At 64.9% G+C, this 25,370-nt stretch carries 6 protein-coding genes; 1 reads left to right on the top strand and 5 read right to left on the bottom strand.

Going from position 1 to position 25,370, the window contains the following annotated elements; translation table 11 throughout:
* Positions 1–102: 102 nt before the first annotated feature.
* Positions 103–1,008, bottom strand: coding sequence for a glycerophosphodiester phosphodiesterase family protein (locus ACP15K_RS15275; protein WP_424990891.1), 906 nt, complete (start codon positions 1,006–1,008; stop codon positions 103–105).
* 205 nt (positions 1,009–1,213) lie between these two features.
* On the opposite strand from ACP15K_RS15275, the gene ACP15K_RS15270 reads away from it, so the two are divergent.
* Complete coding sequence (locus ACP15K_RS15270) at positions 1,214–2,359, top strand: NAD(P)/FAD-dependent oxidoreductase (RefSeq protein ID WP_424990890.1); 1,146 nt, start codon at positions 1,214–1,216, stop codon at positions 2,357–2,359.
* Positions 2,360–2,428: 69 nt separating this feature from the next.
* Here ACP15K_RS15270 and ACP15K_RS15265 read toward each other — a convergent pair whose 3' ends face one another.
* The 4 genes from ACP15K_RS15265 to ACP15K_RS15250 form a co-directional block, all read right to left on the bottom strand.
* Positions 2,429–3,037 carry a VPLPA-CTERM sorting domain-containing protein gene (locus tag ACP15K_RS15265; protein ID WP_193141272.1) on the bottom strand — a complete coding sequence of 203 codons (609 nt, stop codon included), beginning with the start codon at positions 3,035–3,037 and terminating at the stop codon, positions 2,429–2,431.
* A gap of 44 nt (positions 3,038–3,081) precedes the next feature.
* On the bottom strand, positions 3,082–22,221 hold the full coding sequence (locus tag ACP15K_RS15260; protein ID WP_424990889.1) for an Ig-like domain-containing protein: 19,140 nt from the start codon (positions 22,219–22,221) through the stop codon (positions 3,082–3,084).
* Between the two features lie 535 nt (positions 22,222–22,756).
* Entirely contained in the window at positions 22,757–23,644 is an 888-nt protein-coding gene (locus ACP15K_RS15255; RefSeq protein WP_424990888.1) for a dienelactone hydrolase family protein, read from the bottom strand.
* Complete coding sequence (locus ACP15K_RS15250) at positions 23,644–25,353, bottom strand: alpha/beta hydrolase (protein ID WP_424990887.1); 1,710 nt, start codon at positions 25,351–25,353, stop codon at positions 23,644–23,646. Before ACP15K_RS15250 ends, ACP15K_RS15255 begins: the two co-directional genes overlap by 1 nt.
* Positions 25,354–25,370: the final 17 nt, after the last annotated feature.

Below are 25,370 nucleotides of genomic sequence, written 5' to 3'. Positions count from 1 at the left end.
TGTCTCTCCCAACCCCGCACGCACGCCGGAACGGGCGCGTTTCACCCGTTATAGTCGAAGAACCCGCCCTTGCGGGCATGCTCACGCAAGGTTGACCTTTCGTCAGGCGCGGCGCTGTTCCCCGGCCTGAAGATGCAGCGCGCGACCGGGAAAATCGGTGATGGTGCCGGTGACGTCAAAGCTCATGACCCGCTCAAGATCTTCGGTGGTGTTAACGGTCCAGGGATAGACCTCCAGCCCTGCACGGCGGGCCGCGGCGACCGAGGCGGCGGTGATCTGGGTGTGATAGGGCGCCCAGGCCACACCGCCAAGCGCGTCGATCATCTTCCACGGTTCGGGATCAAAGGCGCCGACCAACCACGGCGAGCCTTCGTAGAAATTCGGATGCTCGCTGAGCGGGTCGCTGCCCGTGTTGCTCAGATAGGATCGGGGCAGATCCGGCGCGATGGCGGCGGCAAGGGCCAACACGTTCCAGTCGAAGGATTGCAGCCGCATGCTGTCGCGCAGGGGATGGTGCTGCAACATCTCGCAGATCCGCGCAGCGCAGTGATGCGCCACATCCGAGAACTCCGCATCGGTGGGATCGGACTTTATCTCGATCAGGCCCAGCACCGGGCCGCTGCGGGCGGTGCTGGTCATCAGCTCCAGCAGATCCGCGAAGGTCGGCGTGTGCAGCCCGTCCCGCGCCGCCTGTTCGGGGAAGCGCAGGGCATAGGGCGTGCCGGGTTTCAGGCGACCCACGTCATAGGATTGGACCTGCGCCAGGGTCAGATCGCGGATGAAGGGGCCGGGATCGGGCACCCAATCGCCGTCCGGGCCGCGAGCGATGGCCGGGCTCAGGCGTGGATCATGGGTCACCACGGGCACCTCGTCGGCGGTCAGGAACACGTCGAATTCCAGCGCACGCACGCCCATGTCCAGGGTTTCGGCAAACCCCTCAAGCGTGTTTTCCGGCAGCACACCGCGCGCCCCCCGGTGGCCGATGATCGAGAAGGGAGAAGGTGTCACGCTGGCATCTCTGTATCTGGGACAAACGGGTCCGGTCGGGGTCTAAAGCAAGTTTGAATCAGTTGCTTTGCAATTGAACGATTATTTGACGTCGAGTATCGATCGAAAACGACCCGCTGTAACAAGTTCCGTTGCGGCACATTTGACGGATGCTTGAACCTGCCCCGGCTTGTCCGCATCATCGCCCCAACCATTGGGGGGCGTCATGGGGACAGAAATTTTCGAGACCGATTGCGTGGTCTTCGGGGCAGGGGTCGTCGGTCTGGCCGTGGCGCGCAGCCTTGCCCTGCGCGGGCGCGAGGTTCTGGTGCTGGAGCGCAACGCGGTCTTCGGCGAAGAAACCAGCGCCCGCAATTCCGAAGTCATCCATGCCGGGCTGGCCTATGCGGCGGGCTCGCTGAAGGCGCGGCTCTGCATCGAGGGCAAGGCGCAGCTTTACGCCTTCTGCGCCGCGCGCGGGGTGCCGCACAAGCGGCTGGGCAAGCTGATCGTGGCCACCCGTGACGCCGAACTGCCAGCGCTGGACAGAACCATCGCGCTGGCCGAAGGCGCGGGGCTGTTCGATCTGGAACCCCGCGACAAGGCCGCTGTCGCGGCGATGGAGCCAGAGTTGACCTGTGTCGCGGCGCTCTGGTCGCCGTCGACCGGGGTGATCGACAGCCATGCCTTCATGCTGGCGCTGCTGGGCGAGGCCGAGGCGCAGGGCACCACCTTCGTGCCCAACAGCAGGGTCGCGGGCGGCCGGGTGCTGGGCGACGGGCGGATCGAGCTGGACATCGGCGGAGACGAGCCGATGCGCCTGCACGCCGCCCATGTGATCAACTGTGCGGGGCTTTGGGCGCAGCAGGTCGCGGGCTGCATCGACGGCATACCGGGCGACAGTATTCCCGGTCAGGTGCTGGCCAAGGGCAGCTATTTCTCGCTGAGCCAGAAGGCGCCCTTCCGCCATCTGGTCTATCCCGCACCGCCGGGGGATGGCTCGCTCGGCGTGCACCTGACGCTGGACATGGCCGGTCGCGCCAAGTTCGGGCCCGATATCGAACGGCTGGATTGCGGCCCCGATGCGGTGGACTACCGGGTCGATCCCGGCAAGGCCGGAATTTTCACCGAAGCCGTACGCCGTTTCTGGCCGGGTCTTCCCGATGGCGCATTGGTACCCGACTATGCCGGATGCCGGCCCAAGCTGGCGGCGGGCGATGCCGGTCAGATCGATTTTCGTCTGGACGGGGCCGAGGTGCACGGCCTTGAAGGGCATGTGATGTGCTACGGGCTGGAAAGCCCCGCCCTGACCTCGGCGCTGGCGATTGCCGAGGTGGTGGCGGACAAGGCGTTGGGGCGACCCGCCGCGTAAGGCCAGACATGCACAAGCCCGGCCTCAGGGAAAGACCGGGCTGCACGGACCGCGACAGGCGGTGTTGGGTCAGGCGGGACGACGGCGCGCAGCCAGTCCCAGCGCCCCAAGGGCGCCCAGCAGCAGAACCGCCCCCGCAGGCAGGGGAATCGCCGCCGAAGAGGCCGGGTTCAACTGGGCCGTTCCGAAGACCCCGCTTGTGGCCAGTGGGGCCGAGGCCGCGAAGGGCGTCGGCCCGAATTCGCCCATCAGGGTCAGTACCGACAGATTGCCGAACTCACCGGCTGCCGCACCGTTCAGCGTGGTGAACAGCAACTCGATGGTGTCGTCGCCGGCCGTGTTCTCGGTAAAGGCGATCTGGCTGAGCGAGCCGTTCAGCCAGGCCGCCGCCCCATCCGCCACCGCCAGATCACCGCTGGTGAAACTGCCGTCAGGGGCAATGTCGGCGGCCACGAACAGGCTCAGCCCCGTCGTGACCGGCGTGGCGGCCGTGTTGCCGCTGACCAGGCCGAAGACGCTGAAGCCGAAGAAATTCGCCATATCCGCCGGATCGGCATCCACCTGCGGACTGGGCGATACGGTAATCCCCGGCAGGGCGCTGGCCTGCGCGCCGCCGGTCGAAGCGGTCAGCATCACGGCCAGCACGGGCAGCCATCGGGTCAGAAATCGAAAAGTCATGGTCAAAGCTCCCTGAGATCCCAGCATAGCACGAATGCCGGTCATTACGCGAAGGTCAGATCGTTGATGTCGGTGACGCCCATCACGACGATCAGGTCGTTCTCGCCTCCGTTGAGTTGCAGATAGAGGTTCGCCCCGAAGGCCCGCGACTGGGCGATGTCGGTGGCACCGATGCCGGTCAGGCTGTCCACGCCGACCTCGTAGTCGGTGATGTTGGCCACATCGCGTGCGCCGCTGTTGAGCAGGGCCGCGAAGTCGAAGCAATCCGCCCCGGCACCGCCGCCCAGCACGTCCAGTGGGCCGCCCATGCCATAGATCGCATCGTCCTGCGCCGTGCCGACAAGGTTGTCACGCCCGCTAGTGCCGGTGATCACGTTCTTGCCTTCATCCAGCCCGGCGATGGCAATGGTCACGGTGGCCATGTCGGTGCCGCCGTTGCCATCGCTTACCGTGTAGGTGAAGCTGTCGGTGGCATTGTCGCCAGTGTTCAGCGCCTCGAACTGGCCGTTCGGGTCATAGTCGAAGGTGCCATCCCCATTGTCGATGACCAGCCCCAGCGTGCCCGTGGTGTCGATACTGAGCACCGAAAGGGTCTGACCCTCGGGATCACTGTCGTTGGCCAGCACATTGCCGGTGGTAAAGCCGGTGTCCTCGTTGGTGCCAAAGCCGACGCCATTGTCGTCGACCGCAACCGGCGCATCGTTCACCCCGGTGATCTGGATCGACACGGTGGCGGTATCGCTGCCGCCGAAGCCATCGGTGATCGTATAGGTGAAGCTGTCGGTCGCAGTCTGCCCGGCGGCCAGGCTTTCGAACATGCCGTTGGGGTCATAGTCGAAGGTGCCATCGCCGTTGTCGATGACCAGTCCAAGGGTGCCGGTGGTGTCGACCCCGGTGAGGCTGAAGCTGTCGCCGGTGTCCACATCGCTGTCGTTCAGCAAGACGCTGGCCGTGGTAAAGGCCGTGTCCTCGTCCGTGCCAAAACCGGTGCCGCTGTCATCGCCCGCAATGGGCGCATCGTTCACAGCACCGACCGAGATGCTCACCGTGGCCATATCGCTGCCGCCGTTGCCATCATCGATGGTGTAGGTAAACGTGTCTGTCACCGGCGTTGCCCCTTCCGGCAAGCTGTCGAACTGGCCGTTGGGATCATAGCTGAAGATGCCGCCCCCCAGATGGCTGACCAGCGCACCGCCGGAGGAAACCGCATCGAAGGCGGTGACGGTCAGGGTGTCACCCTCCACGTCACTGTCGTTGCCCAGCACGCTGGCGGTCGAGAAGGTCGTATCCTCGTCGGTGGCGAAACCCGTACCGCTGTCGTCATTGGCCACGGGCGCATCATTGACGCCGGTCACCGTGACGGTGACCGTGCCGGTGTCGCTGCCGCCGTTGCCGTCGCTCAGGGTGTAGGTGAAGCTGTCGGTGGTCGACTGGCCCACGCCCAAGGCTTCGAACTGGCCGTTCGGATCATAGTCGAAGGTGCCGTCGCCATTGTCGACCACCAGGCCCAGCGTGCCGGTGGTGTCGATGCCAGCCACGGACAGCACATCGCCGGTATCGACATCGCTGTCGTTGAGCAGCACCGAGCCGGTGGTCAGGGCGTTGTCTTCATCCGTGGTAAATCCGGCACCGCTGTCATCCACGGCCACGGGCGCATCGTTCACCCCGGTGACGGTAAAGGTGACGGTGGCCGTATCGGTGCCTCCGTTGCCGTCACTGATGTCATAGGTGAAGCTGTCGGTGGTGGACTGCCCCACGGCCAGGTATTCGAACTGGCCATTGGGATCATAGGTGACCGTGCCGTCATTGTGGTTGGTCACCGTCCCCAGGGTGCCGGTGGTATCGACACCGGTGACACTCAGGCTGTCGCCATTGCTGTCGGTGTCATTGGCCAGCAGCCCCACCAGGGTCGATGTATCCTCATTGGTGTTGAAGGTGTCGTCCCCGGCAATCGGGGGCAGGTTGCTGCCGCCGATGGTGATGGTCACGGTGGCCGTATCGGTGCCGCCGTTGCCGTCGGTGATCTGGTAGGTGAAGCTGTCAGACGCCGTGGCACCCATGCCCAGTCCCGAGAACTGGCCGTTCTGGTCGTACGAGAACGTGCCGTCGCTGAGCAGCGTCACCAGCCCGCCCTGTGCCGTTGCCACCGGCGTGCCCAGAAGACCGCCCGATTGCACATCGTTGACGCTCAAGATGTCACTGGCATCCGGATCGCTGTCGGCCAGTCCGCCGTTGGCGGCCAGCACATCACCGGTCAGCGCCGCATCCACGGCCACGGCAAAGGCGTCATCCACCGCCGTGGGATCGTCGTTCACCCCGTTGATGGTGATGGTGGCCGTGGCGGTGTCGGTGCCGCCCTGGCCGTCATCGACCAGATAGGTGAAGCTGTCGGTCGCCATTTCGCCCACCGCCAGACTGTCGAACAGCCCCAACTGGTCATAGCGGAAGGTGCCGTTCGACATCTTGGTGACGGTGGCGCCCGAGGGCAGGGCAAAGGCCACACCGGTAGAGACCGGCGCGCCGTTGATCTGCGTTACATCCAGCGTGTCGCCTTCGGGATCGCTGTCCACGCCCGCGCCGTTGTTGGCCAGCAGGTCGATGTCCAGCAGTACATCCTCGGTGGCGTTGCGCGCATCATTGGCGGCCGAGGGCGCGTCATTGATGCCGGTCACGGTCACATCCACGGTCGCGGTATCGGTGCCGCCGTTGCCATCGTCCACCGTGTAGGTGAAGCTGTCCAGCGCCGGCGTGCCGCCCTGTTGCAAGGCTTCGAACGCACCGTTCGGATCGTAGGTCACCGTGCCATTGGCATTCAGCGTGACCTCGGCCCCGGTGGTCAGGGTGACGGTATCGCCGGGGTTCACCGCCTGACCATCGATGTCGGTGACGCTCAGCGCGTCGCCGTCCAGATCGCTGTCGTTGGTCAGCACCGCAATGTTGGTGATGTTGTCCTCGTCGGTGGTGCCGGTGTCATCCACGGCAACAGGCGTACTGCTGATGCCGTTGATGGTGATCGTGGCCGTCGCCTGATCCTGTACGCCACTGCCATCCTGCAGGGTGTAGGTGAAGCTGTCGCTGGCCGTATCGCCGTTTTGCAGCGCGTTGAACTGGCCGTTGGGATCATAGGTGAAGGTGCCCGATCCGTTGACCACCAGAAGCGCCCCCGAGGTCAGGGTGATCTGCGAACCGATCACGCCGGACTGGCCGTTGACCTGGACCACGAAAGGGATGTCGCCGGTGTCCGGATCGCTGTCGTTCGCGGTCAGGTTCTGGCCGGTGAGGGCCGTCGCCTCGTTGGTGGTATAGCCATCATCGGCAGCGGTCGGTGCATCGTTGACGCCATCGACCGTGACCGACAGGGACACGATGTCCTGCCCGCCCTGACCATCCGAAACGGTATAGGTGATGGAGTCGTTGACCGACGTGCCCACCGGCAGCGCATCCAGCGCGCCGGTCGGGTCATAGGTATAGCTGCCATCGCCGTTGATGGTGAAGCTGCCGCCCTGGCTGCCCGCCGTTGCCACGCCCACGGCAAGGGCCGAACCGCCGACCTCGGACACACTCAGGCTATCGCCGTCGATGTCGGTGTCATTGGTCAGAACATTGCCGAGGGTGGCAGTATCCTCATCCGTGGCGCCGGTGTCATTGATCCCGATCGGGGCATCGTTGACGCCGGTGATGGTGATGGTCGCGGTGGCGGTATCGCTGCCGCCCTGACCATCCTCGACGGTGTAGTCGAAGCTTTCCTGCGCCGACTGCCCGACCCCCAGCGCCTGATGCTGCGTCCCCGGCACGAAGGTATAGCTGCCATCGGCCAGCACCGTCAGAAGCGAGCCCGAGGCCAGCGCGAACTGGCCGCCCACATTGGCCGCGGACCCGTTGACCTGCGTCACCGTCAGCGGATCGCTGTTGGGATCACTGTCGTTGGAAAGCACGTTGCCGGTGGCCTGAGTTTCCTCGTCGGTGATGTTGGTGTCATCCGCCGCGACGGGTGACTGGTTGGTGCCATTGATGTTGATCGTCACCGTGGCGGTATCGGTGCCGCCGCGCCCGTCGGACACGATGTAATCGAAGCTGTCGCTGGCGCCGCCCGAGAGGCTGCCGTTGGGATCGTAGACCACGTCGCCGGTGCCCGGAGTGAAGGTCACGATGGCGCCCGAGGGCAGAGTGACCTGTTCATCGCCATTGGGCAGGGTGATGCCCCCGGTAAAGGGCGGCGCGATGCCCTGAATGCTCAGCGTGTTGCCATCGATGTCATTGTCATTGGTCAGCACGTTCAGCGTCACGGTGGCATCGTCGTTGACATTGGCGCTGTCATCGCTGGCGACCGGGGCGTCGTTCTGGCCGTCGATGGTCAGCATGACGGTGCCGATGTCGGTGCCGCCCTCGCCATCGCTGAGCGTGTAGTTGAAGGCATCCGCGCCGTTCTGGAAGTCCGGCAGGGCTTCGAACTGACCGTTCGGATCATAAGAATACGACCCGTCGGCATTCAGCGTCAGCAGCGCGCCCGAGGGCAGGGTGATCTGGGTGCCGATGCTGGCCGCCACGCCGTTGACCTCGGTCACGGTCAGGCTGTCGCCGCCGGGATCGGTGTCATTGGTCAGCACGTTGGCCGAATGTGCCGGGCCATCCTCGCTGACCAGGGCAAAATCGGTGTTGGCAACCGGCGCCCCGTTGATCACGGTCACGGTGAAGCTGTCGACCTCTTGCGCGTTGGCCGCGCCCGAGTTGTCATCGACAGTGACGGTCACCGTATAGCTGCCCTCGGCCCCGTAGACATGGCTGATCATCGGGGTCAGGCTGGCCGAGTTGAAGTTCTGGCTGGCGCCATCTCCGAAGGTGACCGAGAAGCTGCGCGTGTCGGTATCCGGGTCGGACAGGGTCAGCGTGCGCATCAGCGCCTGACCCTCGGTGATCGAGGCGTTCGGCCCGGCCTCCAGCCCCGGCGCGTCATTGATCGGGTTGACGGTGATATCCGCCAGAACCGAACTGGGCGCATAGGCAATGCCGTCAGACCCGGTCCAGGTGAAGCTGTCGGGCCCGTTGAAATCCTGGTTCCCCAGGTAGACCAGATCGCCCGCGATCAACTGCGCACGCGTCACCACCTGGCCCGCGGTGACCGGCGAGCCGTTCACCGTCAGCGTGCCATTCGACGGGAAGGTGTCGATGCGGATCTCGGCCAGCGAGTTGCCGTTGGGATCGGTGAAGCCCGCGTCGAAGATCGCCTCGTCCAGCACGATGCTGGTGTCCTCGTCCCCCACGGCCGAAACCGGCGAGACTGTCGGCGCGTCGTTACCATAGACCTGCAACAACACCGAGCCGTTGTAGGTGATGACGAAGCCGCCGCCGGGCAGGGCTGCAATGTCGGGCTGGTTCTGGTTGCCCGTCGTGGTGGTGTTGACCTGGAACTGGCTGTCCAGACGGTTGCCGTTGCCATCGTATTGCTGCGCGAACACGCCCTGCTGGCTGCCGTCCGTCCAGTTGTGGTCGGTCCAGGCAATCACGAAGCCGCCCGAATCCAGCGCCGCAATGGCCGGGTCGTTCTGCGTGCTCTGGCGCTGGTCGTTGACGCGGAACTCCTCGTTCACCGGGTTGCCGGTCACATCGTAGATCTGGGCAAAGACGCCCTGGCCGCTCAGATCGGCGGCATCGTCACGCCATGTGACCACGATGTTGCCATCGGTCAGCACCGTCGCCTGTGGCGTACCCTGGCCGCCGGCGGTGGTGGTGTTGATCTGGAACTCGCTGCCCATTGTGGCGCCAGAGGCGTCGAACCGCTGGGCGAACACCCCTTCCCAGGTGCCGTCGGTGGCGTTTTCGTCCTCCCAGACGATCAGGAACCCGCCGTCGTTCAGCTTGGTGATGTCGGAATTGTGCTGGTTGCCCGCCGTGGTGGTGTTGACCACAAAGTCGGTGTTGGGCGTGCCCTGCGGCGTGCCCGAACTGTCGAACCGGCGCGCGATCACGCCGTTGCCGCTGCCGTCGCCGGCCGAGCCGGAGTTGCCCGAGGTCCAGGTGACGACGAAATCGTCATTGTCCAGAACCGCCACCGCCGGGGTGTGCTGCACCCAGGTCACTTCCGAGTTCACGGTGATGACTGCGCCGCTGGGCGTGCCGTCCTCGTTGAACAACTGTGCCGCGATGCCGGTGTTGTTGCCGTCGATGGTGGCGTCGGTCCAGACCACCACAAAGCTGCCGTCCGAGAAGGCGGCGATCTTGGGATCGGATTGCGTGTTGGTCTGCGAGCCTGCGTTGATCAGGAATTCATCATAAACCCCATTGGCAAGCCCGCTGCCATCGCGCGCCACCGGGTTGCCCAGCACGTCGAACCGCTGGGCGCGGATGCCGGTGCCGGAACTGTCTGAGCTTTCGAAAACCACCACGAAGTCGCCGCCCGTGGCGGGCAGCATGGCGACCGCCGGATCGTCTTCCAGACCCGAGTTCGTGGTGTTGACCGTGCGCTCTCCGCCGACGGCGACCGAGGCATCGGGAGTGGGCGTGATGTTGACGGTGACCAGAACCGGGTCCGACGCCCCGCCATCGCCATCGGTGATCTGGATGCGCAGCGGGCGCTGCGGCAGGGGATCGTCCGAGATGTTGCGATAGGTCAGGTTCTCGACCAGAAGCTCGACGATTTCGGCCGTGGCATTGCTGTTCAGCAGCAACTCGAAGGGCGCGCCGTCCTGGCCGTCCTGACCGATGGTGGCCACCTGGGTGCCGTCCACCAGAACCGCCGTCGACCCGGTGATCGAGATCCGCGGTCCCTGCCGCAGGCCAAGCTGATCCTGTGTCAGATCGTCGGGCGGGTTGATCTGGTCGATCAGCGGGGCCGAGGCGATGACGTTGGACACCAGGATCGAGCCGCCGTCGAAATCGGCGGAATCCGGATCCGACACCGCCGCCGCGCCGTTTGCGTCGATCAGTTGCGGCACCCCGTTCAGATCGTTCTCGTTATAGGTGACCTGTGCGTTCACCCCATCCAGCACCGGCTTGCCGCCCGTCGCGAAATCCGCCGGATCGCCTAGCAGGCGGTGGAAAATACCATAGCCACTGCCGTCTCCGGCCGGGCCCGATGTCGTGGACGTGTAACTTGCCACCAGGTTGCCATTGGGCAGGGCGGCCAGCGCCCCCTGGAATTGGGTGCTGGTGAACTGTTCGTTGATCTGCACCGCACCGTCGATCCGATAGCCGTTGGCATCGAACTGTTGCAGGAAGACCCCCCAGCCCCAGCCATCGGTCCCGTTGCTGTCGGCATAGCTGACGGCAAACCCGCCACCCGGCAGGGCTGCGATGTCGGGCGCGCTTTGGGAGCCATCCACCACCTCGTTGACCAGGATCTCGGGGCCGACCTTGGTGCCGCTGCCGTCAAACTTCTGGACATAGATGCCGGGCGAACCCCCGTTGCCAGAGTCGTCGCGAATGTCACTTTCGAAGGCCACCGCATAGCCACCGTCGTCAGTGGCCACAACACGCGGCGCATACTGGCTGAACCGCTCCAGCGTGTTCACCTGGATCGGGCCGCCGATGGCCGAAGCATCCGCCGCATAGCGTTGCAGGAACACGCCGAGGTCGAAGTCGCCGGGGTTGTCCATGTTGACGGCCGCGAAGACCACCACGAAGGTGCCGTCCGACTGGATCGCCACGTCCGGATTGGTCACTGTGGGGTTGCCCGCTGGATCGATGGTAAAGGTGCCGCCGATCTGGCCGCCGGTATCGTCGAACCGCTGCCCGACCACGACCTGATTGAACGGCGACGAAGAACTCTGGCCGTTGAAGACCAGTGCGAAACTGCCGTTTGCCGGATCGTCGAAGGCATCCAGTGCCACATTGCCCCCGTTGGCGGTGACTGGGGTGTTGAACACGATCTCGCTGCCGGCCTTCTGGCCGTTGGCATCGAACACCTGCAGGATCACGTCCTGCTGGTTTCTGCTTATCCAGGACACGGCGAAACCGCCCGTGGAGAGGCCGACCACCTGAGCATGGGTCTGGCTGCCCGGCGTATAGGTATTGACCTGGAATTCGCCGCCCACCGGCGCCCCGGCAGCATCGTACCTCTGGCCGAAGATACCCCAGTCGTTGTCGCCCGTGGCATCCTGGTTGTGCGAGGTCCAGACAATCACATAGCCGCCGTTCGCCAGACCGGCGATGTGACTGTCTTCCTGGCTGCCGGTGAGGAAACTGTTGGTCAGCACATCGCTGCCAATGGCCACCGCGCCATCGGTCTCGGGGGTTATGGTCAGGGTCTGGGTCTGGCGGAACACGCCGCCGTCGCCATCGGTCAGCTGCACCGACAGCTGCCGTTCGCCCTCGGGGTCATCGGAAATGTTGGCATAGGTCAGCGACCGCACCAGCGTGCGCACCGCCGCGTGGTCGGCATTGCCGGTCAGGTCGATGATCAGCGCAGCGCCATCGGTGCCATCAGACACCAGCGTCCCGATCTGCGAACCGCCAAGATTGACCGCGCTGCCCACGACCGTCACGCCGCCCGACCCGTCGATGCCCAGTTGATCCTGCGCCCGCGCATCGCGGTCGCGGAACTGGGTCTGCACGGTGTCGTTGCGCAACACGTGAACCGACAGCGTCCCGCCCGCGAAGTCGGCACTGTCGGCATCGCCGATGCCGGCATTGGGCGCCAGGAACTGCCCCGAGGCATTCACATCCGCCTCGTCCAGCACAAGATCGGCCAGCCCCGAAATCGTCGGATCCTCGGACAGCATCACCGTGCCGTCGGCCGCAAACACCTGCTGGAAGACGCCATATCGATCGCCATCCCCCGCGGTTCCCGACGTCCACGAGGACCAGCTGGCCGCGAACCCGCCGCCCGGCAGGGCCACCAGACGCGGCTGATGCTGGGTCGAGGCCACCTCGGTATTGATCTGGAACTCCCCGTCGATGCGGGTGCCGTCGGCGGCATAGACCTGTCCGAAGACACCGACCCCGCTGCCGTCGTTGCTGCCGTTGTCGGACCAGGCCACCACCCAGCCGCCGCCGTCCAGCCCGATGACATCGGGATTGTATTGCGAATTGATGGTAGTTTCATTGACCCGTTCTTCACCGCCCACGGCATTGCCGTCCATATCGTAGCGCTGAAGGAGCACGGCTGTGCCGCTGCCGTCGCTGCCGCTGTCGTCATCCCAGACCACCACGAAGCCGCCGTCGCTGATCGCCGCCACGCGCGCCGCATCCTGGTTGCTGTTTGTCGTCGTATTGACCTGGAATTCATTGCCCAGGGGCGTGCCGTTGGTTTCGTACAGCCGGGCAAAAATGCCATTGCCGCTGCCGTCGCCAGCGCCACCCGAAGTTGTCGAGGTCCATGAGACCACGACCCGGCCGCCCGTCAGCACCGTGACCGCTGCATCGGCTTGGCTCGAATCTGTCTGGGTATTGACCTGAACGGCGCCGCCCTGCGGCACCCCGGCGGCCGAGAACTCGCGCAGGAAAACGCCCGCGCCACTGCCATCGCGATTGCCATGATCGGTCCAGGCCGCCAGGAAATTGCCATTGGCGCGGGCCGCCAGCACACCTTGATTCTGCGTCGAGGCCACCACGTCGTTGATCAGGATTTCGCCGCCCACGGCACCGCCGTTCTGATCGAAAACCTGACCATACAGTCCGGTATTGACCTCGCCCGCAGCCTCCCCGGCGGGGTTGGCAGAACTGTTGTCGGTCCAGCTGACCACGAAACCGCCGGTCATCAGGCCGGTGACGGCCGGGTCGTATTGGCTGGACTCGGTGTGGCTGTTGACCTGGAATTCCCCGCCCAGCGGGGTGCCGTTCAGATCGTAGCGCTGGCCGTAGATGCCGGTGCCGCCGTCCTGCGGGCGATCCTGATCGCTGCTTTCCCAGATGGTCACATAGCCGATCTGCGCGCCGCCGGTGTCATAGATGGCCGCCATGGCCGCATTGGACTGGTCACCGGCGGTATAGCTGTTGACCTGCAGCTCGTCGCCCTGGGCGACTGTGGTGCGATCAACATCGGGAGTGACCGCCACATCGACCACATGCGCACCGGTCGCGCCTCCGTCGCCATCGCTGATGTTCAGCACCAGTTGACGATTGGCCGCCGGGCCGCTGGACAGGTTGCCATAGCCCAGTTGCGCCACCAGCGCTTCGACCGCCTCCGGCGTCGCGTTTGCGCCGAGCGAGATCCGAAGATCGGCGCCGTTCTGGCCGTCGCGGGAGGCGTCGATGGTGCCGATGATGGCCGCGTTGAACAGCACGTCGCTGCCGGACACACTGATCCCATTGCCCGCCACGATGCCCAGCTGATCCTGCGCCGCACCGGATATGCCCGAAACCTGCTGCAGGTAAAGATCGGTCGATCCGGTCACATGCGCCAACCAGATCTCGCCGCCGGCGAAATCGGTCGAATCCATATCCGTCAGCGACAAGGCGCCATCTGTATCAAGAACTTGCAGGCCAGAGTTCACGTCGTCTTCCTGGAAAACGACTTGGTCCACGAACCCTTCCAGCACCGGAGACATTGCTCCGGCAGGCAAGGCGGGCTGGTCGAACAGGCGCTGGAAAACGCCGTAGTTGTTACCATCGCCCGCGGTGCCCGACGCGAATGATGTCCACCCGGCCACCATCGTCCCGTTCAACAGCGTGGCCAGTTCCGGTTTGGCCTGCGTGCTGCTGCCCTCCGGGTTGACCACATAGGACACGCCATCGCGGCTGCCATCGGCCATGAAATCCTGCGCCACGATGCCCTGACCGCTGCCATCGGTGCCGTTGTCATCGCGCCAGGCCACGGAAAAGCCGCCATTGGCGCGCCCGGTGACCGAAACATCGCTCTGGTTGTTCAGCAGCAGGGTGTTCACCAGGAACTCGCCGCCCTGCGGAACACCTGCGATGTCATAGATCTGGGCGAAAATACCGTCGCCGCTGCCGTCCGCGCTTTGCCAGACGACCACGTAGCCGCCGTTCGCCAGGGTGCCCGAGGCCGCAAGCGCGGCCACTTCGGGATGCTGCTGGGTGCCGGTGGTGGTGGTGTTGACCAGCACCTCGCCGGTGCCCACGCCGGTCAGCGCGGTGCCGTCTGGATCAACCAGCGTCCCGCTGCTGTCGATCCGCTGCGTGAAGACCCCATAGCTGTTGCCATCGGCGCCGCCACGGTCTTCCCAGACCACCAGCACATCGCCATCGGGCAGGGTGACCGCCCGCGACCGCACCTGATCGCCCGTGGTGGTGGTGTTGATCTGGAACTCGCCCGCCTCGGGGGTGCCGGTTGCGTCGAAGGTCCGGCCGAATATGCCGTGGCCGCTGCCATCGCCCGCCCCGCCGGAGGTCTGCGAACTCCAGGTTGCCATGAAGCGCCCGCCGCCCAGATCCACCACGTTGCCGGAGTTCTGGGTCGAAGAAGTCTGTTCGTGAACCTGGAAGGCCGCACCGACGAAGGTGCCGTCATTCTGGACAATCTGACCATAAACGCCCTGGCCCGAGCCATCGCGGGCAGAGCCTTCCGTCCAGAGCACGACATAGTTGCCGTTGGACAGGCCCACGACACGCGGCTGGATCTGATCGCCAATCGGAACGTCGTTGACCTGGAATTCTACCCCGACCTGTTCGCCGAAGGCATTGTATCGCTGGGCAAAGATCCCCCGGTTGGACGTGGACGGGTCATCCTGCCCCTGCGACGTCCAGACCATGACGTAGCCGCCATCGGACAGCACGCCGATCCGGGCCGACTCCTGATTGCTGGCGGTATAAGTGTTGACCTGGCTTTCCTCGCCCAAAGCCGGGGCCACGGAATCGCGGTTGATCGGCTGGTACAGGCGGATGAAAGACGATGTATTGCCGGCCTGGTTCGAAACTGTCAGGTCGAACGCCGCTTGCGTCGTGTTGAAGCTGCCGCTGAGCCCGAAGGTCAGCGCCTCTATCAGGGCCTCGACCGCCTCGGCTGTCGCGCTGGCATTCAGGTCGATTTGCAGGTTGGCACCGTCTTGGCCATCGGACGACGCATTGCGGGTGCCAATGCCGGTGCCTTCATAGGACACCACCCCGGTGGTCGCATTGAACCCGATCTGGCCCGCGCCTGTGCCCTGATCCTGCACAGACATCTGTACGGTGAAAATCGAGGAATTGACCTCGTTCAGGCGCACATAGCCGCCCGAGAAACTGGTGCCGGCATAGTCGTCCAGATCGACGTTTGCATCCAGCACCATCGGGCTGGCCAGCAGGGCGGTTTCGTCGACCTCCGGGTTCAGCCTGTAGACCAGGTTGCTGTTCTGATCCGCGCCAAAGTCAGAGATCGACAGGCCCGAGGCCGTGGATCCGCCGCTGTTGATGGTCACAAGGACCGCGTCGGGTTCGGTCTGACCGCCGGTGCCATCGGTCACCAGCAGGCCGATGCCCCGGCTGGTGCCCGCGACATTGGCCGCGCTATCGGCCGACCCGAAAGCCAGCGCCTGCAGCAGCGCCGTCACGGCCGCACTGTCGGCCTGGGCATTCAGTGCAATCCGCAGACCGGCCCCGGCCTGACCGTCCAGCACCGCATCGATGGTGCCGACCTGGGTGCCGTTCACCCGCACCTCGTCGACATTGGTGATGCTGACATCGCCCGACGTATCGAACGTGAGGATATCCAGCGCCGCGTTGGGCGTGGTGTAATAGGCCTCCAGCATGCCTCCGTTGAAGTTGGCGCTGTCGGGATCATCAAAGGTCACCGCGTCATCCAGCACCGTCGGTGCAACCGTCAGGTCGTCGGCAAACAGCGTCACCGCGCGGTCGAAATCACCCAGTACGGGCGATGTGGCGCCGGGGGCCGCGCTTTCGAAGGTGCGCAGGAAGATCCCGTTGCTGGAGCCGTCGCCGCTGTAGCCCGAGGTAGTCGAGGTCCAGACTGCCGCGAACCCTGTGCCGAAGGAGGTCAACGCCGCTTCCGACTGGGTCGAGCTGACCTCTTGATTGACTTGAATATCGCCGTCGATGCGCACGCCGTTGGCATCATAGCGCTGTGCGAAAACCCCAACGCCGGAACCGTCCCGGCCGCTGTTGTCTTCCCAGGCCACGACAAAGCCGCCGTCCGCCATTGCAGTGACCTGCGCATTGTACTGGGAACTGCCGGTTTCGGTGTTGACGCGGAACTCGGTGCCCAGGGGGCTGCCGGCATTGTCGAACCGTTGCGCGAAGACACCATCCGCGCCACCGTCCTGGTTGTTGGAGGTCCAGGTGACCACGAAACCGCCCCCGGTCAGACCCGCCACCTCGGGCGTGTGCTGATTGCCGAAGGTTTCCGTGTTGATCAGGAAATCGTTGCCCAGGGCCGCGCCGGTCGCGTCGAACACACGGGCGAAAATACCGTTGCTGTCGCCGTCGCCTTCGCCACCCGATGTGGGCGCAACAAAGACCACCACATGACCGGCATTGGTCCCGGCATTCGGGCCCGGCCCATGCACCAGAGCGGCCACTTGCGAGTCCGACTGGCTGCCGCTGGTGTTGGCCACGTTGACCTGCGTCTCAGAACCCGCGCCGACACCCGCCGCATCATAGACCCGCGTAGCGATGCTGGAACCGGAGCCGTCAATGCCGTTGGTGGTGAAGCTGACCACGAAGCCGCCGCCTTCGAAGCCCGCCACCGAGGGATCAAGCTGGCTGCTCGCGGTCGTGATGTTCACAAGGAACTCGGACCCGTTGGTCGTGCCATCCGCGTTGAAGCGTTGGCCATAGACGCCATAGCCACTGCCGTCGGAGCCGGAGTAGTCCTCCCAGACCACAACGTAGCCACCATCGTCGGTGGCCGCCACTTCCGGGTCCAGCTGGCCCGACGCCTGGCTGGTGTTGACCCGCGTTTCCGGGCCTACCGGGCGGCCGCTGGCGTCGTAAAGCTGTGCGAAGACACCCCAGTCATTGTCGCCGCGATTGTCCTGGTTCGCCGACTGCCACACCACAACGAAACCGCCGCCCGCCAGTTCGACGACCTCGGGCGCGTTTTGCTGGACGTCGGCATGCGCATTGACCTGCCGCTCGTCCCCCGCCACCAGCGTGCTGTCGGTTTCCGGGACCACATTGATGGTCACGAAACGGCTCTGCGCGGCATTGCCGTCGCCGTCGCTCAGGTCCAGTTTCAGACGCCGGGCTGCTTCCGGGCTGCTGGAGCTGTTGCCATAGGCCAGGTTGCCCAGCACGGCCTCGACCGCCTCGACCGTCGCATTGCCGTTCAGAGTGATCGCGAAATCGGCGCCGTTGACGCCATCGCTGGTAATCGTGCCGATGACCGTACCGTCGACCGACACTGTGTCGCCCACAGAACTGCCGCTGAGTTGCACGTCGCCATTGCCCACGTCACCTGTGACAAGGCCCAGCTGATCCTGCGCAAGGCCATCGGGATCGTTGATCTGGAACAGGGTGGGGTCCTGAAGATCGACCGACAGGGTCAGGACTCCGGTGTCGAAATCGGCGGAATCCAGATCGCCAAGCGCGATCGTCTTGTCGGCGTCGATGCGTTCCAGACCCGCATTCAAGGCAGACTCGTCCAGGGAAATGCTGTCATTCAGCCCGACGATCACCGGTGCTTGGCTGGTGCCAAAGCCCGCGATGGTGCCGAAGACCTGCTGGAACACGCCGTTGGAATTACCGTCGCCGGCGCTGCCACTGGTGGCCGAGGTCCAGTTGACCACGAAGGCTCCGCCGGGCAGGGCAGTTGCTGCGGGCTGGTTCTGGGTGCTGTGGAATTCGGTGTTGATCTGGAACGCGCCATCCACGCGCTGACCGGTGGCCGTGTAAAGCTGGCCCTGCACCGAACCGCCGCTGCCGTCCAACCCGTTGTGCACGTCGTTCCAGACGATCACGAAGCGGCCGTCGGTCAGGCCGATCACATCGGCGGCAATCTGAGAGTTGGCGCGCACGTCGTTGACGATGAACTCGCCGCCTTGCGCGGTGGCTGTGGCATCAAACCGTTGCGCGGCAATACCGACCCCCGATCCATCGCTGCCGGAGTTTTCCTCCCAGGCGATCACGAAACCGCCGTCTGCCGTGGCCCCGATCGCGGGGGTGCCCTGCCAGCCGTTCGTGGTGGTATTGACCTGGAACTCGCCGGTGTCCGGTGTGCCATTGGCGTTGAAGACACGGGCAAAAATGCCAAAGCTGCTGCCGTCACCCGCCGCGCCGCTGGTGTTCGACTTCCAGGTCACGACGAAACGGCCATCGGCCAGAACCGCAACATCCGGCTCATCCTGTGTGCTGGAGGTCTGCACATTCGCCTGGGTTTCACCGCCCTGAGCAGCACCATTGACGTCATAGCGCTGGAAGAAGATCCCGGCGCCGCTGCCATCGGAAAATGCATCGGTCCAGACTACCACGTAGCCGCCGGTGTTCAGCGCCGAAATGGCCGTGTCGTACTGGCTGCTGCTGGTGGTCGTATTGACCAGCGTTTCTCCGCCAGCCGGGGAGCCGTCGGGATTATACCGCTGCGTGGAGATGCCGTAGCTGTCGCCCGGACCATTGCCTTCCCAGGCCACGACCCAGCCGCCATTGCCCAGCGAGGCCACCGCGGGGTCCCTCTGATCGCCGGTCTGGGTGGTGTTGACACGCACCTCGCCCGAGGCCGGGGTACCAAGCGCGTCGTACCGCTGCATGTAGATGCCGTGGCCGCTGCCATCCTGCGCGTCCGACTGCCAGACAGACACCCAGCCGCCATCGTTCAGCACCGTCACCTGTGCATCATCCTGCGCGCCGGTTGTGAAGCTGTTGACCTGGGTTTCGCTGCCCAGCTTGGGAAGCCCGGTGGTTTCGGCCACCGGCGTGATCTGGATGGTCAGGCTGGTCGCCGCGTTGACGCCGCCGTCGCCATCGTTGATGTCCAGCTCATAGCTGCGCGACGACGCGGTGTCGTCCGACGGGTTCTGGTAGTAGATCGCGTTCAGCAGCGTCTCGACTCGCACCAGTGTCGAACCCGGCAGGAAATCCAGCACCAGATCGGCGCCGTTCTGTCCGTCCGAGGAAATGGTGGCCACGGCCACGCCGCCCACGTTCACCGTGGTGCCGCCCCCGGTGATGGTGATCCCGCCGCCGGTCTGGATCATCAGGTTGTCTTGGGTGTTGTCATCGGGCGGATTGAAATCATCGGTATTCTGATCGACCAGCACCCGGCGCAGGGCGAAGAACCCCCCATCGAAGTCGGCGGAATCCGAATCCGACAGCGTCAGCGCACCATTGCCAAGCAGCGGAATGCCCGCCGCCACCTGATCCTCGGTGGCAGAGACATCGGTTTGCAGCCCGGTCAGCACCGGCGGCGGCGAGGTGTTGATCTCGTTCGGATCGCCGATGATCTGCTGGAAAACGCCATCGCCGCTGCCGTCACCGGCGGGCGCACTGTCGGCCGAGGTCCATTGCACCACGTAGTTTCCGTTGGGCAGGGCGGCCATGGTCGGCTCGTCCTGGGTCGAGGCAACCTCGGTGTTGATCCGTACCTCGGTGTCCAGCCGCGTGCCATCCGCGTCGAAGACCTGCGCGAACACGTCCGCGCCACTGCCCGGCGCCGGGGTTGAGGTATCCACCCAGGACACCACGAAGCCACCGGTGGACAGGGCTATCAGGCTGGGCGTGGTCTGATCGCCGCTGGTCGAGTCGTTCACCCGCACTTCGCCCGCGATCGGCGTGCCGGTCGACGTATAGCGCTGGTAGTAGATCCCGCCCTGGCTGCCATCCTGCTGTTCCGAATGCCAGGCGACGACGAAATCGCCGTTGGCCAGGGTCGCCACCTGCGGCATCGCCTGCAAGTTCTCGGTGGTGGTATTGACCCGGATCTCGCCGGTTTCCGGCACCCCGCCCGCGTCGAAGATGCGCGCCGAGATGGCCGTGGACGATCCATCGCCATTGGCCACGTCGTTTTCTTCCCAGACCACCACGAACCGACCCGCGTTCAGGGCGGAAACCTTGGCGGTATCCTGCCACCCGGTGGTCTGCACGTTCACCGATATTTCGCCACCCACCGTGGCCCCGGCCGCGTTGTAGACCTGCGCCTTCACCGCATTGCCGCTGCCATCCCCGGCCGTTCCGGAAGAGGCCGAATGCCATGTCACCACATAGCCGCCGTTGGACAGGGCCGCGACATCCGGGCCTCCCTGGCTGCTGGACGAGTTGGTTTCGACCTGAATTTCGCTTTGGATCAGCGCGCCTGTATCGTCATAGCGATTCAGGCGGATGCCGCTGACGTTGGAATCCTGCCAGACAGTCACCCAGCCGCCATCGTTCAACCCGGCCACCGCCGGCTGCACCTGGTCGCCCGCCGCCGTGGCATTGACCTGGAACTCCAGCCCCACCGGCACGCCATCGGCGTCATAGCGCTGCCCGAAGATTCCGCCCTGCCAGGTGATCGCGTCATCCTGTCCGTAGGAGACCCAGACCGAGACATAGCCGCCATCGGTCAGCCCGGCGATGTCGGAATCGTTCTGGCTCAGATTGGTCACGGTGTTGACGCGGGTTTCGCCGCGCACCGGCCCGTCGATATCGGCATCGGGTGTGATCGTGATCTCGACCACCACCGGATGCGAGGCCGCGCCATCGCCATCTTCCAGCAGGATCGAAACATAGGACTGGTCCGCAGCATCGTCCGACAGGTTCTGATAGGTCAGATGTTCGACCAGGATCTCGACGCTGGCCGCATCGGCATTTGCGTTCAGATCGACGATCAGGGGCGCGCCATTCATGCCGTCCGAGGAAATGGTGCCAACCTGGGTGCCGTTGACGCTGACCGCGCCGGTCCCGGCGTTGACACTGACCGGACCGGTGGCGTCCAGCCCGAACTGGTGCTGCGCGTCGTCATCCTGCGGCAGGAATTGCTGGGCATGGGCAGATGCCGCGATGGTGCCGACCAGAAGACGCCCGCCGTTGAAGTCGGCGGAATCCATGTCGGACACGGCGGCGGCGCCATCGGCGTCGATCCGCTGCGGCATGGCATTCACATCCGATTCCAAGAACACGCGGGTGGTCGAGACCGCCTCGACCTCGGGCGCGGCGGACAGCGCGTTGTAAGTCAGTGGGTCGCCGAACAGACGCTGGGCCACCGCCCGGCCCGAGCCGTCTCCGGCCGTTCCCGAGGTGTCTGACGTCCAGGCCGCCACGAAATTGCCGCCAGCCAAGGCCGCCAACGCACCCGCGTATTGACTGCCCTGAATTTGCTCGTTGATCAGGATTTCACCCGTCAGGGCGTTGCCGTCGACGTCAAACCGCCGCGCCACCACGCCATAGGCCGACCCATCGCCCGAGCCAGCCGAGGTGAACGCGTCCCAGATGACGACAAACCCGCCGTCCGATGTGCCCACGACATTGGGCTGCTGCTGGGTGCTGCTGGTCTGGACGTTGATCTGGAATTCGGACCCGACGACGGTGCCGTCGCCTTCGTAGAGCTGACCGTAGATACCATGGTGCGACGCATCCGGTCCTTCCCAGACAACCACGAAACGGCCGCCGTCCAGGCCCGCCACCGAGGGGGCCTGCTGGGTGCCCGCCGTGGTGGTGTTGACATCGATCTCGGTCCCGACGGTCGCCCCGGCCGGAGTAAAGACCTGTGCCTTGATCCCGTTGCCACTGCCATCGGCAGCCCGATAGGCCACAACCACGCCGCCACCGGCCAGCCCGTTGGCGCCGCCCGACGGCTGGATGGTGGCCAGGACCGGTTCGCTTTCCGTGGTGGAGGTGTTGGCGCCCGTGGTGTTGACCGTGGTCTCTGCGCCCTGCGGCACGCCGCTGGCATCGAAGCGTTGCATCTTGACGTCGCGCACAAAGGAGACCGCCGCGTCATAATCAGTGAACCAGGCCACAGCAAAACCGCCACCGGGGAGGGCGGCGACGGTTGGTTGATGCTGGCTCGAGACCTGGGCGGTGTTGACGGCGATCTCACCCCCCAAGGGCACGGCCTGTGCATCGTACTGCCGCGCGACGATGCCAAGACCGTTGGTGTCGTTTCCAACCCAGGCTACCGCGAAGCCGCCGTCATCGGTGGCCGCAATGGTGGGGGCGTACTGGTTTCCGGTCTCGGTGGTGTTTAGGATGAATTCCAGCCCGATCCGCGTGCCGTTGGGCGCGAACCTTTGCCCGACAATGGCAGTGCCCGAGCCGTCCTGACCATCGCTGGACCAGACAATCACGTAGTCGCCGCCGGTCAGCGTGGCGATCGCGGCGGTCTCCTGATCTCCAACCTTGAAGGAATTGACGAGGTCTTCCGGGCTTAGCGGCGTATTCACGATGGTTCTCCCCCTGGTCAGAGGGCCCATCCACGAGTCACATCCATGTGACGGTGCGCACAATAGGTTCCGGCTGAAACAACAGGCGACCAGCGAATATGTCCGGCAGGCACGCCAAACCACTTGCAAAAATGCTTAAGCTGAAAAGAACCGGTAACTTTGCATGCGAACCCCGTCGACACCGGGGTGAAACGGGCGGACCTCCTGTTGATTAGTTAACTAAGGGTAAGATTCTGACCGGGGTGGCTGTCAACGCCGATTGCAGTCATTCTGTTGCGGAAAACAGGGTATTTCCGGTAACTAATGGTAAATATTCTCCAATTTCAGGTACCAGAATTCCATACCCGGTGTTCAACCACAGGTGGCCTGACCGCGAAAATCTACTGTATTTTCCCGCCGAACGCTTCGATTGCGCAAACACACGCTCTGGTTGCGACCGACCGAATCAGGAACACTTGATGCCAGCCAAAAGGCCGAATCAGGACCATCTGCGCGGATTCTTGCCCAACATTCGGCTTTTTTTCGCTGATGGGATTCAGTTTCCCGGGGCAGATTCCGGCGCTGAAATGCGCGTGACGAAATCGCGCCCGAGTCCCAGGGCCGTTGTGGTGGCTTCGGGGCTGAATTCCAGCGTGCTGAGCGCCTCGCGCTCTTGCTGGTCGAACCCATGCGTGGCGTTTTCCAGCACCGTGACGGCCACCGGACGCACCGCGGTTTGCCCAGTCGCGATGTCGAGACAGGCTTGCTCGTCGGTGATCTCGTCGTCCCGGACAAGGATCATTTCCACCGGAATCTCCGCCGCCCAGCCTTGGCGTGCGGCCAGGCTGCCCGGACCGCAATAGGGATAGGCGACCAGCGCGCCCAACACCCCGGCCAGACCACGCGCCTGCGGATCGCCCGGCCAGCGGCTCAGACCCTGCGGTGGACGCGGGGTCGCGGCCTGGCTGAGCAGGTCCATCACCGCCCAGCCGCCATGCGACGCCCCGAACAGCAGCAGGCGGTCAGGGTCGGCAAAGGCCATGCCGCGCACATCTTCCAGCGCGACGGCCAGATCTCCGGCGCGTTCGGTCCCGGTGAAGATCTGGCCGGCGCAGATCAGCCGCCAGACCTGAAAATCCAGGTAGTCGCGCGGCGCGTGACTGTCGACCATCACCGCGGCCCAACCCTGTTCGTTCAGCATCCCGGCCCATCGCGCCATATTGTCATGCGGCCCGTCGCAGCCCGACGCCAGCAGCGCCGTGGGGAAGGGGCCTTGCCCGCTGTCGGGCAGATACACCTTGTAGAAAGGCGACAGCAGCGCCGACCGTTCTTCCGGCGTATCGCGCGGGGTCAGCAGCCCCAGATACCGCGCGCCCATCTGGCCCAGCAGCACAAGGGTCAGCACGCCAAGCCCGATCAGGGCGATCCGCCATGCCCGCCGCATCAGAACGCCGGCCCGCGCCGCAAGAAGATGTCCTTGAGTTCAGCCGCACGTTTTGGGGTCCAGCCCTCGGGCTCCAGCACCTCGGCCCAGGCGTCGATATAGTCGGCGGCGATGTAGTAGTGGCCGAAGCCCTCGACCTGCAGCGAGATCGCCATGTCGAGCGCCAGTTGGAACATGGTGACCACCGGAAACCAGCGGAATTCGGGCGGCACGTCCGGGGCGCGCGGATCGCGCATCCAGTCGGGTCGGCGGAAGGCCGACGTGAAGCTGAAGGCCACGATCGGATCGCTGCCATAGTGCAGGAACACCAGCCGGATCGGCCCCCAGCGCGTGGCCTGGAGATCGAATTCGCCGCTCTGGTTGGTCACCTGTGCCAGCGAGCCATTGCCGAACCGCGGTTGCCATGCCGGACTGTCGGGTTGGCGCTGGTCCCGCATGAATTGCCACAAAGGGCTGATGAACGGTGATCCGGCCCACAGCGCGCCCGACACCGGATCGCCCAGCATGTCCAGGATCGGCAACGAGCTTTGCGAGTTCAGCGCGCCCTGAGACAGCCCGTGCACGTACAGCCTTGGACGCGTGGCCGGGTCCAGTTCAGTCCAGTAGTCATAGACAACATCGTGCAATACGCGGGCCTGTTCGACGCCGTAATCCGGGTTGGCCAGGATCGACAGGACCGAGGTCAGATAGGAATACTGCACCGCCACCGTGGCAACATCGCCACCCAGCATGAAATCCAACGTGTCCTGCCCGCCCGGATCCATCCAGCCGGTGCCCACCGGCACCATCACCACCAGCGCCTTGCGCGAAAACCCGCCCTGCCGGATCAACTCCTGCAAGGCGACTTCGGCCCGTTCCTGCGCGGTTTCTGCCGCGCGGCGCCCGACGTAGACGCGGATCGGATCCATGGCGATGTCGGGCTTGAAGGCGGCAATTTCTTCGCGGGTCGGCGCCGTGGCGACGAAGGCACGGCCCCAGCGGCCCATTTCCTCCCAATCCACCAGCGAGTCCGGCCCGCCGGTCTTGCCCGGTTCCGTGGGCCGCGGGATGTCCGGCTCGATCAACTCGTCGGCGGCCTCGAAAGAGGCGTCGGCGATCTCGAAAGCGCGTTTCACCAGAACCCCGTTGATCAGGCTCCAGAACAGAAACAGCGCAAGGGCCACGCCTATGGCGAACCCGACGCGCGGTGGCAGCACATGGTTGAGCAACGCCGTCAGCCGCCGCTGCACCGCCCCGAACAGCCGCACCAGCACCCATGTCGCGGCAAAGACACCGAATGCCACCGGGGCAATGATGCGCGGATGCGAGGTGTCCACCGGCGGCAGGTGCATGACCACGCGGGTCGCGTTTTGCCAATCGGCGGCGTGCCACAGGCACCAGATGCTGACCACAAGCGCGAAAAGCCCCGCCAGCGCCGTCAGCAGCAGATGCCGCGTCGACGAGAGAACCGGGATGCCCAGAAACCGCCAGCCCCAGGCCATGGCCACGCCGACCTCGTGCCCGATGCCAGCCACCAGCCCGCCCAGAACTCCTTGCATCACAGGATCGCGCGGCAGCAGCGACGGCGTCAGCGACGCGCCGAAAAACAACGCCGCCAGGCACAGGCCCAGCGGCGACACGCGATGCGACAGGGGTGGCGTGGGAATGGCAGGGGTCATGGCAACGTCTCGGAACAGGGGCACATCCGGGGCCACCCTTTCAGTCCGCATCCGACCTGTCCAGCGCG

Origin of the sequence: Fluviibacterium sp. S390 (assembly GCF_049800695.1) — a bacterium.
Taxonomy (GTDB): domain Bacteria; phylum Pseudomonadota; class Alphaproteobacteria; order Rhodobacterales; family Rhodobacteraceae; genus Meridianimarinicoccus.
Note: the sequence above shows the minus strand (reverse complement) of the source record. Positions and strands in the feature narration are given on the sequence as shown.